The sequence below is a fragment of the Bacillus sp. NTK071 genome, from assembly GCF_017303315.1.
Classification (GTDB): Bacteria; Bacillota; Bacilli; order Bacillales; family Guptibacillaceae; genus Guptibacillus.
On record NZ_JAFKOI010000001.1, the window covers coordinates 721,269 to 737,378 of the forward strand.

The window sequence follows — 16,110 nt, forward strand, 5'->3', positions numbered from 1 at the left end:
AGTATAAATACAAAAGCAGCGGCATAACCGCTGCTTTTTCATTATTTATCAAATAAAATGACAATCTTACCTTTAGCATGATGCGATTCGCTTAAAGCATGTGCTTCTTGAATTCCTTCTTCACAAAACTGAAAGCGATGTCCAATCGTAGCCTTGATTTCTCCTTTTTCCATTAGAGAAGCAATTTTTTTAAGCTGTTCACCATTGGGTTCTAGCCAAACGTTGCCTGAGCGAACTCCCATTTCCTTAGCTTTATCTTTATCAGGCTCACCTACGATTGAAACGAGGCGTCCACCCCCTCGTAAAACGGCGAAGCTCCTATCCTGAATTTCTCCACCCATTGTATCCAGAACAACGTCATATTCTTCTAATACTTCTGAAAAGTCCTGTTCACGATAATTGATTACGAGGTCAGCTCCAATGGATTTTAAATACTCTTCATTTTTACCACTCGCTGTCGTCGCTACAAATGCACCTTTATGTTTTGCTAGCTGAATAGCAAAACTTCCAACACCACCAGCACCTGCATGTATTAGAACTTTCTCACCCTTTTGTAGGTCAGCAAAATCAATTAGACACTGCCATGCTGTCAATCCTACAAGTGGTACTGAAGCAGCTTCCTCATAAGAAATCGAATCGGGTATCCTTGCGAGCAAATGATCATCAACTAGAACTTCTTCGGCATATGTACCATTTGCTGTTGTTGCCGGTCTTGCAAAAACACGATCGCCAACTTGAAAATCCTCAACGTCTTTCCCTACTTCTTTAATGACACCTGCGATATCCCAGCCAAGGACTATTGGAAAGTTGAAAGGTAGCATTTCTTTTAAATATCCTTCTCTTAATTTCCAATCAATAGGATTAATAGAGGTTGCATAACTCTCTACAACCACCTGATTTTTATCTGGAGAAGGGGACTCTAGTTCTTTTTCATGTAATTCATCTTTTCCACCGTATTGTTCGATCACTACTGCTTTCATAATAGAAAAACTCCTTTCTTTCTCATTCCCTATTATGTTCCCACGACAAGTACGATTCTAAACAAATTAACTTTCAATTCTTCCAAATTGAGAAAGTACAATTAATTGTTGTACTGTTAAATACCCTTTCCACTCTTGCTTAGCATTCTTCCATTCATTTTCATATTGTCCCCATTCCCAATTTGGTCCCCAGCTACCATCACCAAGCTGTTTATCCACAATATAGTCAAGGTTTACGTGAATCTCCTGGTTTAACTCCTTTGCAAATGGCGATTGATTCGATTCTGCTAAAACTACTGGTTGCACTCCATAATGATCCCATTTTTCTGGAGGATCGATAATTGATGGTAGCTTGTTATGTATCTTTTTTATAATACTCTCTACTTCTTCACCACCAGCCAATTTTGCCAATCTTAAATAGCAAAGCACTTCATGAATTTCATATTCATTTAGCTCCTCAAGATGATTCATTACTTTAGAGAGCATTCTTTCAGCCAGTTCATTATTGTAACCTCTATAATGAAGAAGATAACCCACAATTTCTGCATCTGGATTTGCATTAAAACGCTCTTCATTCCCGCTTACATGCCACCACGGAGCGTGAGGAACATCATTTACGTTATCAGAAACTGCCATCCATTGTTCTTTTTCCGTATTAAACGTGTTCATAAAGTATTCAATACCCTCTTTAAGAAAAGGATGACTTTTTGAAATACCAATTTTATTCATGTATTGAAAAGCAACTGTTGTTGCCATAGGAGATGATTCCTTTAATCTGAAATCAGGCTCCAGACTATGCCCAAATCCTCCGTCAGAATTCCGAAACGTTTCAAGCTCATGTAACACTTCTTCTGCACTTGCTTCTCCTTTCCAAAACGCAAAAAATGATCGATCAATCGGTCTTGCATTACTCTCAACATAGGAACAGGCTTTTTCGTAATGCTTTTGAGATAATTTTTTCATGCTTATCCTTCCTTTCCAACTTTACTTCTATAAAGATACTTTCTCGATCTTCTTGTAAATTCCCTTTCCTCATTTCTTGAAAAACTCAATACAAAAAAGTAGAGTAGTAGTGAAGAAAGCGATTTCTAAAAGGAGCGTGTTTATGAATATCGTAATCGTTGGTGCAGGTGCACTGGGTACATACTTTGGTGCAAGATGGATTGAATGTGGAGAAAATGTCTCCTTCTTTGTTCGAGAAGGAAGAAAAGCTCAAATCAAAAAAGAAGGATTAGAAATAGCTAGTGTAAAGGGAAATGCCAAGATTGAAAACCCTCTTATCTTCACTAATCCTGAAGAAATGAAGGATCCTGATTTGATCTTATTAGGTGTGAAGGGCTATCACATTGAAGGTACTTTGCCAGCATTAAAAGCATTTGTTTCAAAAGGGGCAAAGGTTCTCCCAATTCTTAATGGGATAGAACATCTTTCTATTCTGAAAGATGAATTAGGTGAAGAAGCTGTGATTGGGGGATTGTCCTATATTATTGCAACTCTCGATGATCGAGGTCACGTACAACATACAAGTGATTTACATGAATTGATATTTGGTCCTCTGCACCCTTCCCAACAGGAACTATGCAAAGAATTAAGTTTAATAAGTGAGCAAGCTAACTTCAACTGTTTATTAAGTTCAACTATTGAGGAAGAAATGTGGAAAAAATACATGTTCATTTCAGCAATGTCTGGAGTCACTACTGCAGGAGATTTTCATACAGGTACAATCCGAGATGTACCTGAGACATTTGAACTTGTCCAAAATGTTATGAAGGAAATTAGTACGCTTGCTTCTATGTATGATGTTCAAATTAATGATGAAGACATCGAGCGTCGTATGGAACAATTTAATCAATTACCATATGAAGCTACTTCCTCTATGCACCAGGATAAACGGAAGAAAAACAAGCTAGAAGTAGAACACCTACAAGGTGGGGCGCTTCGACTTGCTGAGCGTGTTCAGCTAACAATACCCTATACTGAAACACTTTATCGTTTGATTAAGCCATATGAAATACAAAAATCATAAAGTTAATTCACATAGAAAAAAGCGAGGAATCTTCCTCGCTTTTTTCTTATGCTTTTACTTTCGTTTCAGCCGAAAACAGTGCCAAAGGATTGTCAACAAACAAAGTATTAATAGTTTCATCTGAAATCCCTGCTGCTTTAAGCTTTGGAAGAATTTCTTCAAATATATACACAGGCTGCCAATTCACCATAATCTTTTGCACTGATTCAGGTAATACTGGAGGTCTTCCCATCCAGTAATTAACCGTATCATGCGACAACATGATCTGGCGCTCGTAGCCACTGTTCAATAAACCGATCAGTGCTACTAATCTTTCTTTATCAAATGGTGCACCGACCAGCCCCTGGATACCAAAGCGATCGAACCCGATGTTCACACCTGTTTCTAGTGTTCTCAAATGATATGAAACATCTGTATTGCCACACATATGCCCAATGATAATAGACTGAGGATTTACGCCTTCCTCAACTAAAAGTTTAGCTTGCTCCGGGCCCATAGTCCCTTCTTGAGTATGCGTCAATATCGTTATACCTGTTTCTTTATGCACTCGAGCTGCTGCTTTAAAAAACATCATTTCATAGTCAGTAATCATATCTTTACTTGAAGCAAGCTTGATAATACCAGGCTTAATCCCGGTATTTCCAATACCATCCGTAATTTCTTTCATAAACATTTCATAAATATCTTCCTCGGCTGTTCCAAGTGCCTGACGAAACTTGAAATAAGGTGTAGCGCCTTCACCTTCGTAATAATAACCAGTAGCACATATAATTTGCAGCCCTGTTTCAGTAGCTATTTTACTCAAGAGTTCTGGATTTCTTCCACATTCATTTGGCGTAGGATCAACAACCGTTTTAACACCATGCGCCATTACACTTTCTGCAACTGAAATACCCACTTGCAGTGCTTCTTGAAAATCGAATGGCCCAAGAGAAATATCACCACTGTAACCAGGATACCCGAATGCAAAATGCTCATGCACTAAAGTTTTTCCAAGTTGTTCCACTGGAATAGCACCTGTAACGGTTTCAACAGTTTTCCCCATCTTATTTCACCCCTTCAGCTTTCTGCCTCTCATTATCTTGGAGTTTACGCCATAGTATTTTTCCACTGCTCGTCGTTGGGAATTTATCCATAAATTCAACCATTCTTGGATATTTGTAGGCAGCCATTTGCTCTTTAGACCATTCAACGATTTCTTCTTGAGTGATTTTTCCTTTAGCCTCATCATTTAAAATGACAAATGCCTTTACTGTCTCTCCCCTACGAGGATCCGGCACTCCCACAACGCATGCTTGTTGAACAGCAGGGTGCTTGTATAACATCGATTCGACTTCAGTTGGCCAAACCTTATATCCTGAAGCATTCACCATTCGCTTTACACGATCTATGATAAAAAAGTATCCTTCCTCATCATATCGAGCAATGTCTCCCGTACGGAAAAAGGTTTTACCATCTATCTTAAGAAACGAATTACGGTTCTCATCCTCTCGATTATAATAACCGTCAAACACCTGTGGTCCGTTTACAATTATTTCGCCAATCTCCCCAGCTCCTAATTCTTTCATTGTTGTTGGTTCTATAATTCTTGCATCAACATCAAACGATGGAACGCCCAGACACTGTAGCTTTGGAAAATCAGGTGGATTAAAGTGCGTGTGAGAAATGGTTTCTGAAAGTCCATATCCTTCAATGAAATGCAAGCCTGTTAAATTGTATAGCTTCTCTCCCACAGCTGCAGGTAGCGGTGCCCCTCCACCTGCTAGAATTTTCAGAGAGGAAATAGAATAGTTCGGTAGATTAGGGTTTGACAGAAAATCAATCAACATCGTGCTAATGTTTACCCAGTTTGCAATCTCATATTTCTCAATATATTTTGCGGCTAAATCGCGATCCCACCTTGTCATTATCACCATCGGAGCCCCACTATATATCGGTGCATGCATACTATGAAGCATACCTGTAACGTGAAACAATGGTAATGTAACAAGATGCATACCGTCTGCCGTTATGTTCATCCATTGACACGCTCCCACAGCATTTGCTTGTAATGTGCGGTTAGGATGAATGCAACCTTTCGGAAGACCGGTTGTTCCAGAAGTGTAAGGCATAACAGCTATATCATTAATTGATCGATTGTAGTCTCCTGATATTAATTTATGATTCACTGCCTCTTCCCAAGTGTAATGATTTGGTTTATTTAACGGTTTGGTTTTAAGGGCTACCTCAGCAGGAATTTCACTTTCGTCACCTGCATAGTAGGAGTAAGCGGCCGTTAGGATGTTAGAAAGAGAAGTGGAAGACAACAACGGTTCTGCCCTGTCATAAAGCTCCTGACCAACAACAGCCGTTTTGATCTCGCAATCTTTAATATAGAAGGAAAGTTCTTCGGATGTAAGCATAGGATTAATTGGAACGACTACAGCATTCGCTCGCAAAATGGCATAATAAGCTATAACAAACTGAGGTGAATTCTGCATAAAGAGAAGAACATTCTCCCCTGGTGATACTTGAAGTTCTTTCTCGAGAAAGGCAGCTGTTTGATCCACCTCCTGCAACAATTTCTCATAAGATAAAGTCGCTCCGTAGTAGATAATCGCATCTTTCGAAGGATATCTTTTTGCAGAAACTGTTAAATTATCATAAATTGTTGTTTCTGGAATAGTTAGTGAATAAGGCACTCGTTTTGGCCAGAACTGAAAATGATTCGTTTCCATGTTTTGATCCCCTTTCATACACCTTAATAGTCTTTATCGAGCACTTTTCCATCTTCTACTACACCAATTGCTGGTTTCCAATCAAATGCTCCTCCGTTAACAACTCCATTTATATGCCAAACGACGTTTTCATCTGGAAGTGTTTTAATCCCATCTTCTATGCTTGCCATGATTTTTGTGGGATCGTCCACACTTCCCGATTCTTTCATAGCATTCACAAGTACATGCATAGCTTGATAGTTAAATGCACCTTCAGCAGTTGGTATACGATCAAATCGTTCCTTATATTTCTTTATAAACTCTTCTGCACCTGACGCATCGCTTTCGATTATTGGAAGAGTACCAATTGCACCCTCTAGTTGTTCAAGCCCTCCTAATACTGGTTCCATCTCTTCAATTTTTGCTTGGTCCATTACCATAAATCCACCTTCAAACCCTAATTCTCTCGCTTGCTTGATAACGAGCGCTGTTGGTTGAGATGGTCCACCAACAAAGAGTACATCAGGATCATTGCTTAACGCTTTTGTAACGATAGAGAAAAAGTCTGTATCTTTGCTAAAATCAATTGACCCTTCAAATACGACTTCCCCACCATTTTCTTCCCATACTGGCTTTAGTGCTTCAGTCCAATCCTTACCGTATTGAGATGCCGTTGGGAGAAGTGCAATCTTTTTGCCGAACCTTTCCATTTCATACTTTGTAAAAGGTTCTGGATAAGCACTATAAGCTGGTGGGATCCCGAGTGTTAATGAATTATTCTGTTCCATAATTTTCGGTTCACTCGTATACGCAGCAATTAGAAAGTTCTCCTTCTCATTAAATACCTGTGTAGCAAACACACCACCGCTATGCGGAACAAAAATAACTGGGGTATTGTTTTCTTGAACAAGTCTTCTTGCATTCGTACCCGTCTCGTTCGGTAAATATTGATCGTCTAGAGTTATGAGATTAATGTCATATGTTTTGCCATCCACTTCAAAGCCTTCTTCATTAATTTCATCAACGGCCATTTCTAACCCACTAAGTGTGTTCTCTCCGTAATATGCTGCTGGACCGCTTAGAGGTCCACTAAAACCAATATTGACAGTATTTTCTGCAGAAGAACCAGCTTTCGCATCTTTGCTGGTATCTTTCGTTTCCTTAGAACCAGATGAGCTTTCTGAATTGCTATTGCTTACTGAGCTTGCAGCACAACCTGCCATGACCAAAATCCCAACCAAAACCATTAGTAGTACAAAGAGCTTTTTACTAAATTTCATCATTTCTCCCCCTGTTCAAATAGACTCATATTATGCACCAATATAGGCCTTGCGGATTTCATCATTAGATAACAGTTCTTCTTTACTTCCTTCTAGAACTATTTTGCCACTTTCGATGACATAGCCACGGTTAGAAATTTGAAGAGCAGCATTTGCATTTTGCTCAGCTAAAAGTATGGTTGTTCCCTGCTCATTTATATCTTCAATAATGTTGAACATTTGCTCAACAATTAGTGGAGCTAGTCCAAGAGATGGTTCATCAAGAAGAAGTACTTTTGGATTCGCCATAAGAGCTCGACCTATCGCAAGCATTTGTTGCTGTCCCCCACTCAATGATCCTGCAGCTTCATGGCGTTTATCATAAAGAATTGGAAAGAGAGAATACACCTTCTTTAAACGATTTTCCACTTCTTTACGCTGCTTGCGATGAACAAAACTGCCCATTTTCAAATTTTCATAGACTGACATATGAGGAAAAAGCTTTCTTCCTTCAGGGCATTGCACAATTCCCTCTTTAACTAGTGAGTGTGGCGATTTACCTGTCAGTTTACGATTCATGAATACAATCTCTCCAGAAGCAGGCTTCATTAGTCCACTTATCGTACGGAAAATCGTGCTTTTACCTGCTCCATTTGCTCCAAGTAATACGACTGTCTCCCCTTCATTTACGTGAAGACGAATCTGGTGCAACACCTGAGATGCCCCATAGTTCACGTTAATATTGTTTAACTGGAGCATGAACTTCGCCTCCTAAATATGCTTGAATCACAGCTTCATTCTGACGTATTTCATCAGGGCGACCTTCCGCAATTTTCTTTCCATGATTCAAGACAACTATTTTATCTGCTAGACTCATAATCATTGGCATTTTATGCTCGATCAGACAAACAGTAATACCGTGATCTGCCATTTTTCGCATCAAGTAAGCTAATCCATCTGTTTCATCTGGATTGACACCGGCAGCTGGTTCATCGAGAAGGACCATTTCTGGATCCGTAGCCAATGCTAGAGCAAAGGCTAACCTCTTCTTCTCTTCCTGAGATATAAGAGACACAGGGTGCTCCACAACGTTCATCAGCTCAACAAACTCGAGAGCTTGCAATGCTTTTTCATAAGATCGTTTCTCTTCCTCTTTTTCTCTTGCAGTTCTAAAAATTGCATCCCATATCCCTGATTTCGTGCGAAGTCTATGACCAATTAATACGTTATCGAGGACAGTAGATTGTTCAAATAAGTTTGTCGTTTGAAATGTGCGGCCAATCCCAAGTCGAGCAATCTGTTGCGGTGGCATTTTTGTAATATCGTTATTCTTGAAATGCACTTTTCCTGACGTAATAGGATGAATTCCACTGATCAGATTGAAAAAAGTAGATTTCCCAGCTCCATTCGGACCAATAATGGCTGTTATCGATCCTTTTTCGAATGAAACGCTTACATCTTCTACAGCAGCGAGACCACCAAATCGTTTTGTTATTCTCTCTGTTTCAAAGAACATTAACCAGCCTCCCCTACATCACGTTTGACTTCATGTTCTTCTTTACGCAAATTCAATTTCTGTTGCTTTCTTTTTTGAATGAAAGTATCTATACTTCCTGTTATACCGCGTGGGTAGTATAGAACCAAAAGGACAACTACTGGTCCGAAAATAAGCATACGGTATTCTTCGAGAAATTGAAGTGACTGAGTGAGCGAGATAACAATTAATGTGCCAACTAGAGGGCCAGCAAGTGTTCCTATCCCACCAACAAGAAGATACATAAGCATTTCAAATGTAACCGTAATGGCTGAAATTTGAGGTCCGATGAAACGAATAAATGATGCATACAATGCACCTGATAAACCAGCGAATAATGCTGACAACGTAAAAGCAAGTAGCTGATTTTTCATTATAGATATACCAATTGTTTTTGCGAGTTCCTCACTATTCCGAATCGCAATAAATGTTCTTCCAAGTAAAGAATGAACGATGCGATAGCAAATAAAAATAGTAAGTGCGAGGAATGAAAGAGCGAGATAATATTGAGATGTTAACGTATCAAAGGTAATCGGCCCGATATTACCTGGCGCTGAAATGCCAATTAATCCTCTAACACCGCCTGTAAGGCTATCCCATTTGTCGATTAGAAGATAAATAATCACCCCAACACACATTGTATAAATCGCAAAAAAGTGAGATTTTGTTCTTAATGCAATGACTCCAACCAGAGCACCAGCTAGAGCAGTAATAACCACTGCAAGGAATAAAGAAAGCCAATATGGTAATCCTGCTTTCGTTGTTAAAAGACCTACACCATAGGCTCCGATGGCAAAAAATCCTGCATGCGCCAAAGACAGATAACCCACATAGCCAGATATGATATTAAAACCATATACAGCAATTGACCAGATGAAGACGAGAGTTAGTAATTGCAAAAGATACATATTTTGAAAAACGAGTGGGAATAGAATGGCGATACCTGATAACACAATGATCATTGTTCGCTTTGAAAGAACGTTCGACATTACTGAACCCCCTTCGTAAACAGCCCGGTCGGTTTCGCTGTCAGAATGACGACGAGTAAAAGAAACGCGATGACATCTTTGTAATCAGATGATATGTACGTCGCTCCAATACTTTCAGTTAAACCGAGCATATACCCCCCAATGATTGCCCCAGGAATGCTTCCCATCCCTCCAATAATAATAATGACAAAGGCTTTCATGATAACCAGATTACCCATCGTAGGAAAAACTAGATTAATAGGAGATGCAAGAGAAGCTGCAGCTGCTGCAAGTCCACCAGCAATCGCAAATGTTAACCACGCTACCTGGTTTGCATTAATTCCAACGAGAAATGCTCCTTCACGATTTTGAGCCATTGCAATGATCGCAGCTCCAATCATCGTTTTCGTTAAGAAAAAGTGAAGTGCTAGCATTAACATAATTGCTGAGATAATAATTAAAAGTCGCTGTAAGGTAACTGTTAATCCAAACAAATTTACTACTGAGCTATAAGGTGTATCCATTCTGTAGTATTCAGTTCCCCACATAAACTGACCAAACGCTTCTAGAAATAGGAGGATTCCAATGGCAGCAACCATCATCCTCATGCCATCTGCACCTTCTAATTTCTTAAAAATAAGCTGCTGAGTAACGACACCAAGTAAAGCAACCACTGCTACAGAAGCGATAATGGCTATCCAATAATTGAAGCCGAATCCTACCATCATCATTAATGTTACATAAGCACCAACCATATAGAATGCACCATGTGCGAAATTAGGGACGTGAAGAATACCGAAAACGAGTGTTAAACCGAGTGCCACGAGAGTGTAAACGCTTCCAATTGTAAGTCCGTTAAAAATCTGCTGGAAAAGAAGCTCCATTTTTTTCCTCCTTCTTTTCAGTTAGGATCCAGACAAAGGGAACGGCGATTTGTGCTGAGGATTCAAGTTGTGAGGGTGTTTTATCAGGATTGAAGTTTGATCTTCAATCCTGATTAGTAGATTATTTGCCTTTGAATTGAGGAGCGCGCTTTTCTTTGAAAGCAGTAGCACCTTCTTTATGATCTTCTGTTGTTACCATCAATGCCTGAGTAATTCGTTCCTGCTCCAAAACTTCAGATAATGATGAGGTAAGAGAAGCATCAGCTATTTTCTTAATAAAACCAAATGCTTTACCAGGACCTCTTGAAAGTTTGTCTGCGTAAGCAATCGCTTCGTCTTGTAATTCTGATAAAGGGTATGTTTGATTAACAATTCTTAATTCTTTTGCTTCTTTTGCAGTGATTGGTTGTGCTGAGAAGAATAATTCTTTTGCTTTGTAAGGACCGATTAGACGTGGCAAGAAAGAAAGTCCTCCACCATCAGATATTAGTCCTACTTGAGAGAAACTTAAGACAAAGCTACTATCTTCCGCTGCTAGAATAATATCACTTGCGAGCGCCAGATTAAAACCAGCTCCAGCAGCAAAGCCGTGTATAACTGAAATTATCGGCTTCTCAAGGTCTCTCATTGCAAGCACAAGTTCATTCAATTTCCCAATATGCTCATATACTTCAGTTGAAGTTGTGTCTCCCATCGTCTTTACATCTCCACCAGCACTGAAAGATCGACCAGCTCCAGAAAGCATCACTACACGAATATCATCGTTTTCTTTAGCATCCTGAATTGCCTTTGTAAGTCCTAAAATCATATCTGAACTAAATGCATTTAGTGCCTCAGGTCGATTTAGTGTAAGATGAAGCACAGTCCCTTGAATATTCACTTTTAGATGATCTGTTTTTACAGTTGTTTCCATCATTAAACACTCCTCTTTTTTTATACGATGAGCCAGCCACCGTCTACTAATAAATCAGATCCTGTCATGTAGCTTGCTTCAGTTGAGGCAGCAAATGCTATCACATTAGCTATCTCATCAGGCTGCCCAACCCGGTTTAAAGCTGTATTACGCTTAATCGAAGCTTCAAATCTTTCATTTTTCAGTCCTGATTCTGTTAGCGGTGTTTCCACAAAACCAGGGGATACGGAATTCACACGAATGTATGGTGATAGTTCCACTGCTAGTGCTCTTGTAAAATTAATAACCGCTGCCTTTGCAGCACTGTAATGAGGAATTTGAGCACCCGCTTTATGTCCTGATAATGAAGCGACGTTAACAATCGATAAATCTTCCAATGAATTGTTTTCTTTAGCTGTATCTAACATCAACTTTCCAAGTGCTTTAGATACAAGGAATACGCTTTTTAAATTTACCGACTGCGCATGATCCCAATTTTCCTCAGACATCTCAAGAATTGGTGACCCTTGTGAACCTCCAGCATTATTAATTAAAATATGAAGGGAGTCTGTTTTTTCTTTAACAAAAGAAGTAAGTAATTCAATGTCTTTTTGCTTTGTTACGTCAGCTACACATGTTAATACTGTTCCTTCTAAGTCTTTAAGCTCATTGGCTGTGCGTTTCAACTTCTCTTCTGTACGTCCAACAAGGATCACTGTCCCACCTTCAGAAGCGATACGTCTTGCAGTCATCGCTCCAATTCCGCTTCCGCCACCTGTCACAACAGCGGTTCGCCCTGTAAATCTCGCCATTCTAACACCACTTTCTAGACGTCATACTTTAGTTTCTTATAGATTGATTGTGCTATTTCTCGATTTCGTTCGAGCGAGCTTCCGAAATCGTAAGCAGAAAGCTCGTTAAAAACGAGTTGGATAGCTTGTTGCTTCTTCTCTTTAGGTAGAATACTCATTAGCAGCATTCGAGCTGTAGATTCAACATCTTGAAGAGTTTCCTCTAAAAAGGTTCTTGCTAGCTTAATTTTCATTTCATCCTGATCTTTCAAAGCTCGAAGAACTGCAGATTCTGCTGCATATAACGCGATGGCTATATTCGAAAGCCTCATTAGAGATTCCTGGTTATCCATTAAATCCTCACCATGTTTCTCAAAAGCAGTCCCTACGCAAAAGAGAAACACGTTTCGTATACTTTGGATAGCCGATTCCTCATTTGTCGGATCGATTACCTTTTCTGTTAGCTTTCGTCTTGCTTTTTCAACTAGTTCTTCAAGGAAAATATCTCCCTTAGTTGCTTTCTTAAAGAGCGTTCCAACAATTAACATTCGATTTACTTCATTCGTACCTTCAAAAATACGATTGATTCTTGAATCGCGATACATCTGTTCAATCGGATATTCCCTTATGAAACCAGCCCCACCATGTAACTGAAGAGATTCATCCACAACTTGATCTAGTGTTTCAGAACCAAATACTTTACAAATCGCGCATTCTACAGCGAATTCCATCATTTGTTTGCCTACGATTTTGTGATCGGTCTCGTTATACAGTCCATTCATGGCCTCTTCCAGTAAGAACGCCGTTCTGTACTGAAGCGATTCAGAAGCATAAATTCTTGTCATCATGCGAGCTACTTTTTCTTGCGTAGCAGTAAATTCAGCAATGGTACGACCAAACTGTTTGCGTTCGTTCGTATGCTGAAGTGCTAATTTTAATCCATGCTTTGCTCCCCCAGTACAAGCCGAACCAAGATTAAATCGTCCTAAATTTAACACATTCAGTGCAATAACATGGCCCTTTCCAACAGCACCGAGAAGATTTTCAATAGGAACCTGACAATCTTCTAAAATTACTGATCTAGTCGATGAACCTTTAATCCCCATCTTTTTTTCTTCAGGTCCTAGTGAAAGACCAGGAAAATTTCGCTCTACAATAAATGCAGAAAACTGTTTTCCATTAATTTTGGCATATACAATGAAGGTATCTGAGAACACAGCATTGGTTATATATAATTTCGTTCCATTTAGAAGATAGTGAGTTCCTTCTTCATTAAGCACCGCTGTTGTTTGTGACGCTAACGCATCCGACCCAGCACTAGGTTCTGTTAAACAATAAGCTCCAAGATACTCCCCTGAAGCAAGTTTTGGCAGATACTTCTTCTTCTGCTCGTGGGTACCAAAATGCGTAATCGGTAGGGTAGCGATACAGGTATGGTTGGATTGCGCGACACCATAACCACTCGTCCTCCCAACAACCTCCCCTACTACGCATTTAGAAATCTTATCTAGCCCAATTCCACCATATTTCTCTGGAATACTATGTCCAAGTAATCCAAGTTGACCTGCTTTCTTAAGTAAAGTAACAACTTGATCAAAGTCCTGATGTTCGATCGCTTCTCTAAAAGGATCCACGTCTTTCTCAACGAATTGTTGAGCTGTTTTTGCAATCATCCGATGTTCATCTGTAAACTCTTCAGGAGTAAAAATATCATCTGGAGTGGAACGTCGATAAAGAAAATCAGATCCCGTTCTACTAGACTTGATTTGTGTCATGATGGACCTCCTCCCGTATAATTGTTTTCTTTCCGTCTACGAAAGGTATGATCGAAAAAATACCTTCTGAAGCTACAAATCTCACTTCGTCTTCATACCCATATCGTTTGATCATCTCTCCGACACGAGAAGAAATTAAAACATCTTCCGCACTTTGTTCACTACCTCTATAGAACGAAGATGCAGCACGTGCAGCGTCAGTAAGCTCCCAATCAGGCAACGATGAGATCATTTGATTAATTAAATAACCAGCTCCATAAAAATCTTCTAGAGCAAATTCACCTGATGAACCAGAACAAACTACCACAATTGTTTCATTCGGATGTTCCTGGTTGAGCTTCTTTGCAATAGCTCTTCCGTTTAAGAGTGAGGCTACATATACTCGTTTTGCTCCACTTGTACGTTTAATGGCTACGGTACCATTCGTAGTTGAAAGAATTAATGTTTTGCCTTTCACCGCTTTCTTCAATTGCAGTGGATTAGGGTCAAGAAACCCTTCAATTGTCTTACCTTCATATTCACCAGAAAGCAGATAACTTCCATCAGGTAATGCTTTCGCTTCCGCTAATGCATCGTATTGATCAAGAACTGGTATCACCTGTTCTGCTCCAAATTCAAGAGCTGAAGTAATTGTAGATGTAGCCAGAAGTACGTCCAGCACAACTGCAATTTTCCCATTACCTATCTTCTCCTGATCAATATCTTCTTTTTTCATAAGCACGTGTATTTTTCCCATATGAACTCCTAACGCTTTACTTTTGAATTGTTCCGAGCATGACCAATTAAGCTAGCAACAAATTGATTCAGATCACGAAAACGTTCGTCGGTTGTTTGACCCATTTTCCATCGATAGTAGATCTGCTGACAGATAACGGCGAGCTTGAAATAAGCAAAAGTTAAATAGAAATTCATTTGTGAAACATCTCGACCGGATTTCTTAGCATAAGATTCGATAAATTCATTCCTTGTCATAAAACCGTCCATCACTGTAATAGGTGGCTTTCCGGTTCCACTTTTAAGGATTTCTGGATCATCATTTTGCAACCAATATCCCATTGCAGCACCAAGGTCTGCGAGTGGGTCTCCTACTGTCGTCATTTCCCAATCAAACAAACCTACTATTTTGCTGTAATCATCGTGTGCAAACATAGCGTTGTTTAATTTGTAATCATAATGAATAACAGTTGGGCTTTGCGATTTAGGTATATTTGAAGCCATCCAATTCGTTAGCTCATCAACACCTGGGATTTCATCTGTTTTTGATCGGTGATAACGTTTGATCCACCCATGCACCTGACGCTCCATAAACCCATCTGGATGACTTATTTCACTCAATTTAGTAGCTTCATAGTTAAGACTATGGAGCTCTACAAGAGTATCTACCATTGTTTCAGAGATGTTTCTACAGATCGCTTCCGTTGGCTGAAAACCATCCGGGAAAGAAGTATCAAGTACGACACCTCTTCTTCTTTCCATTAGAAAAAATGGCGAACCTAGCAGAGTTTCATTATAAAAATATGGCTTAGGAGCAAGGGAAAAAATAGGATGTAATTCTTTCAAAATGGTAAACTCTCGCTCCATATCATGCGCTTTTGGTGCAAGTGGTCCAAGAGGAGGCCTTCTCAGTACCGCTTCCCAGTCACCAATTGAAAGCTGGTATGTTAAATTAGAGCGACCAGTTTCAAATTGTTGAATAGTGAGTGGGTCATCACTTAATTGATTGATGTTTTCTCTAATAAAAGTTTCAAGCTTTTGTTGATCAAGCTCTTCTCCATCCCGGACAGGAATCGTATCGTGTGAATAGGACATACGCCACTCTCCTGATTACAAAATATTCGGACTTCTAAACGTGGAAATATTGATTCTTGAGCAAAGTTATTGCATTCTTAAAGCAACTGATAAGATTCCTCGAGCCTTTTTCGTAACTCATCTGGAATAATTTCACTCGTTTGTTTGTTGAAGTCGAAGTACACAACGGTTGCTTCACCTTCAGCTACAATATCATTCGTACTAGTGTCTTTAATCAAGTGAAGCAGCGTAAAGCTTTTCGAACCAATTCTTTTAACTGATGTTTCAATACGAAGTGCCTGTTTAAAGTACACTTGCTTTATAAAATCACATTTCGTAGAAACAAGAATAAACGGCCAATCGTCCGTACCAGATTGTTTACCAAGATATTCAAAAAATTGCACGCGAGCTTCTTCTAAATAAATGAAATAACTTGTATTATTTACATGCCCAAGCGCATCTGTTTCACAGAATCTTACTCGAACATCGATATTTTCACTCATATGACTCCCTCTTT

General features: G+C 39.4%; 16 protein-coding genes. 1 reads left to right on the forward strand and 15 read right to left on the reverse strand.

The window, feature by feature from the left end:
- Positions 1–41 precede the first annotated feature (41 nt).
- Positions 42–980 (reverse strand): NADP-dependent oxidoreductase, encoded by a 939-nt coding sequence (locus JI666_RS03625; protein WP_206889016.1) that lies wholly within the window; start codon positions 978–980, stop codon positions 42–44.
- 66 nt (positions 981–1,046) lie between these two features.
- Positions 1,047–1,943 carry a hypothetical protein gene (locus JI666_RS03630; protein WP_206889018.1) on the reverse strand — a complete coding sequence of 299 codons (897 nt, stop codon included), beginning with the start codon at positions 1,941–1,943 and terminating at the stop codon, positions 1,047–1,049.
- 142 nt (positions 1,944–2,085) lie between these two features.
- Here JI666_RS03630 and JI666_RS03635 point away from each other — a divergent pair, with 142 nt between their 5' ends.
- Entirely contained in the window at positions 2,086–3,006 is a 921-nt protein-coding gene (locus JI666_RS03635; protein ID WP_206889020.1) for a ketopantoate reductase family protein, read from the forward strand.
- A gap of 46 nt (positions 3,007–3,052) precedes the next feature.
- Here the strand turns inward: JI666_RS03635 and JI666_RS03640 are convergent, their stop codons facing one another.
- The 13 genes from JI666_RS03640 to JI666_RS03700 form a co-directional block, all read right to left on the reverse strand.
- Positions 3,053–4,051 (reverse strand): phosphotriesterase family protein, encoded by a 999-nt coding sequence (locus JI666_RS03640; RefSeq protein ID WP_206889022.1) that lies wholly within the window; start codon positions 4,049–4,051, stop codon positions 3,053–3,055.
- Between the two features lies 1 nt (position 4,052).
- The gene (locus JI666_RS03645; RefSeq protein ID WP_206889024.1) at positions 4,053–5,723 is read right to left on the reverse strand and encodes a long-chain fatty acid--CoA ligase; all 1,671 of its coding nucleotides are present in this window, start codon (positions 5,721–5,723) and stop codon (positions 4,053–4,055) included.
- A gap of 23 nt (positions 5,724–5,746) precedes the next feature.
- Entirely contained in the window at positions 5,747–6,982 is a 1,236-nt protein-coding gene (locus JI666_RS03650; RefSeq protein ID WP_206889304.1) for an ABC transporter substrate-binding protein, read from the reverse strand.
- A 30-nt stretch (positions 6,983–7,012) separates the two neighbouring features.
- Positions 7,013–7,720, reverse strand: a complete 708-nt coding sequence (locus JI666_RS03655; protein WP_206889027.1) for an ABC transporter ATP-binding protein — start codon at positions 7,718–7,720, stop codon at positions 7,013–7,015.
- Positions 7,698–8,477 carry an ABC transporter ATP-binding protein gene (locus JI666_RS03660; RefSeq protein WP_206889029.1) on the reverse strand — a complete coding sequence of 260 codons (780 nt, stop codon included), beginning with the start codon at positions 8,475–8,477 and terminating at the stop codon, positions 7,698–7,700. The genes JI666_RS03655 and JI666_RS03660 overlap by 23 nt, the downstream gene beginning before the upstream one ends.
- Positions 8,477–9,484 (reverse strand): branched-chain amino acid ABC transporter permease, encoded by a 1,008-nt coding sequence (locus JI666_RS03665; protein WP_206889031.1) that lies wholly within the window; start codon positions 9,482–9,484, stop codon positions 8,477–8,479. The genes JI666_RS03660 and JI666_RS03665 overlap by 1 nt, the downstream gene beginning before the upstream one ends.
- Entirely contained in the window at positions 9,484–10,347 is an 864-nt protein-coding gene (locus tag JI666_RS03670; RefSeq protein ID WP_206889034.1) for a branched-chain amino acid ABC transporter permease, read from the reverse strand. Before JI666_RS03670 ends, JI666_RS03665 begins: the two co-directional genes overlap by 1 nt.
- 121 nt (positions 10,348–10,468) lie before the next feature.
- Positions 10,469–11,263 (reverse strand): enoyl-CoA hydratase/isomerase family protein, encoded by a 795-nt coding sequence (locus tag JI666_RS03675; RefSeq protein ID WP_206889037.1) that lies wholly within the window; start codon positions 11,261–11,263, stop codon positions 10,469–10,471.
- A 17-nt stretch (positions 11,264–11,280) separates the two neighbouring features.
- Complete coding sequence (locus JI666_RS03680; protein ID WP_206889041.1) at positions 11,281–12,051, reverse strand: SDR family NAD(P)-dependent oxidoreductase; 771 nt, start codon at positions 12,049–12,051, stop codon at positions 11,281–11,283.
- Between the two features lie 14 nt (positions 12,052–12,065).
- Positions 12,066–13,805, reverse strand: coding sequence for an acyl-CoA dehydrogenase FadE (locus JI666_RS03685; protein ID WP_206889043.1), 1,740 nt, complete (start codon positions 13,803–13,805; stop codon positions 12,066–12,068).
- Entirely contained in the window at positions 13,786–14,541 is a 756-nt protein-coding gene (locus JI666_RS03690) for a 2-phosphosulfolactate phosphatase (protein ID WP_206889047.1), read from the reverse strand. The genes JI666_RS03685 and JI666_RS03690 overlap by 20 nt, the downstream gene beginning before the upstream one ends.
- An 8-nt stretch (positions 14,542–14,549) precedes the next feature.
- Positions 14,550–15,614, reverse strand: coding sequence for a phosphotransferase family protein (locus JI666_RS03695; RefSeq protein ID WP_206889049.1), 1,065 nt, complete (start codon positions 15,612–15,614; stop codon positions 14,550–14,552).
- A 77-nt stretch (positions 15,615–15,691) separates the two neighbouring features.
- Entirely contained in the window at positions 15,692–16,096 is a 405-nt protein-coding gene (locus tag JI666_RS03700) for an acyl-CoA thioesterase (RefSeq protein WP_206889050.1), read from the reverse strand.
- Positions 16,097–16,110: the final 14 nt, after the last annotated feature.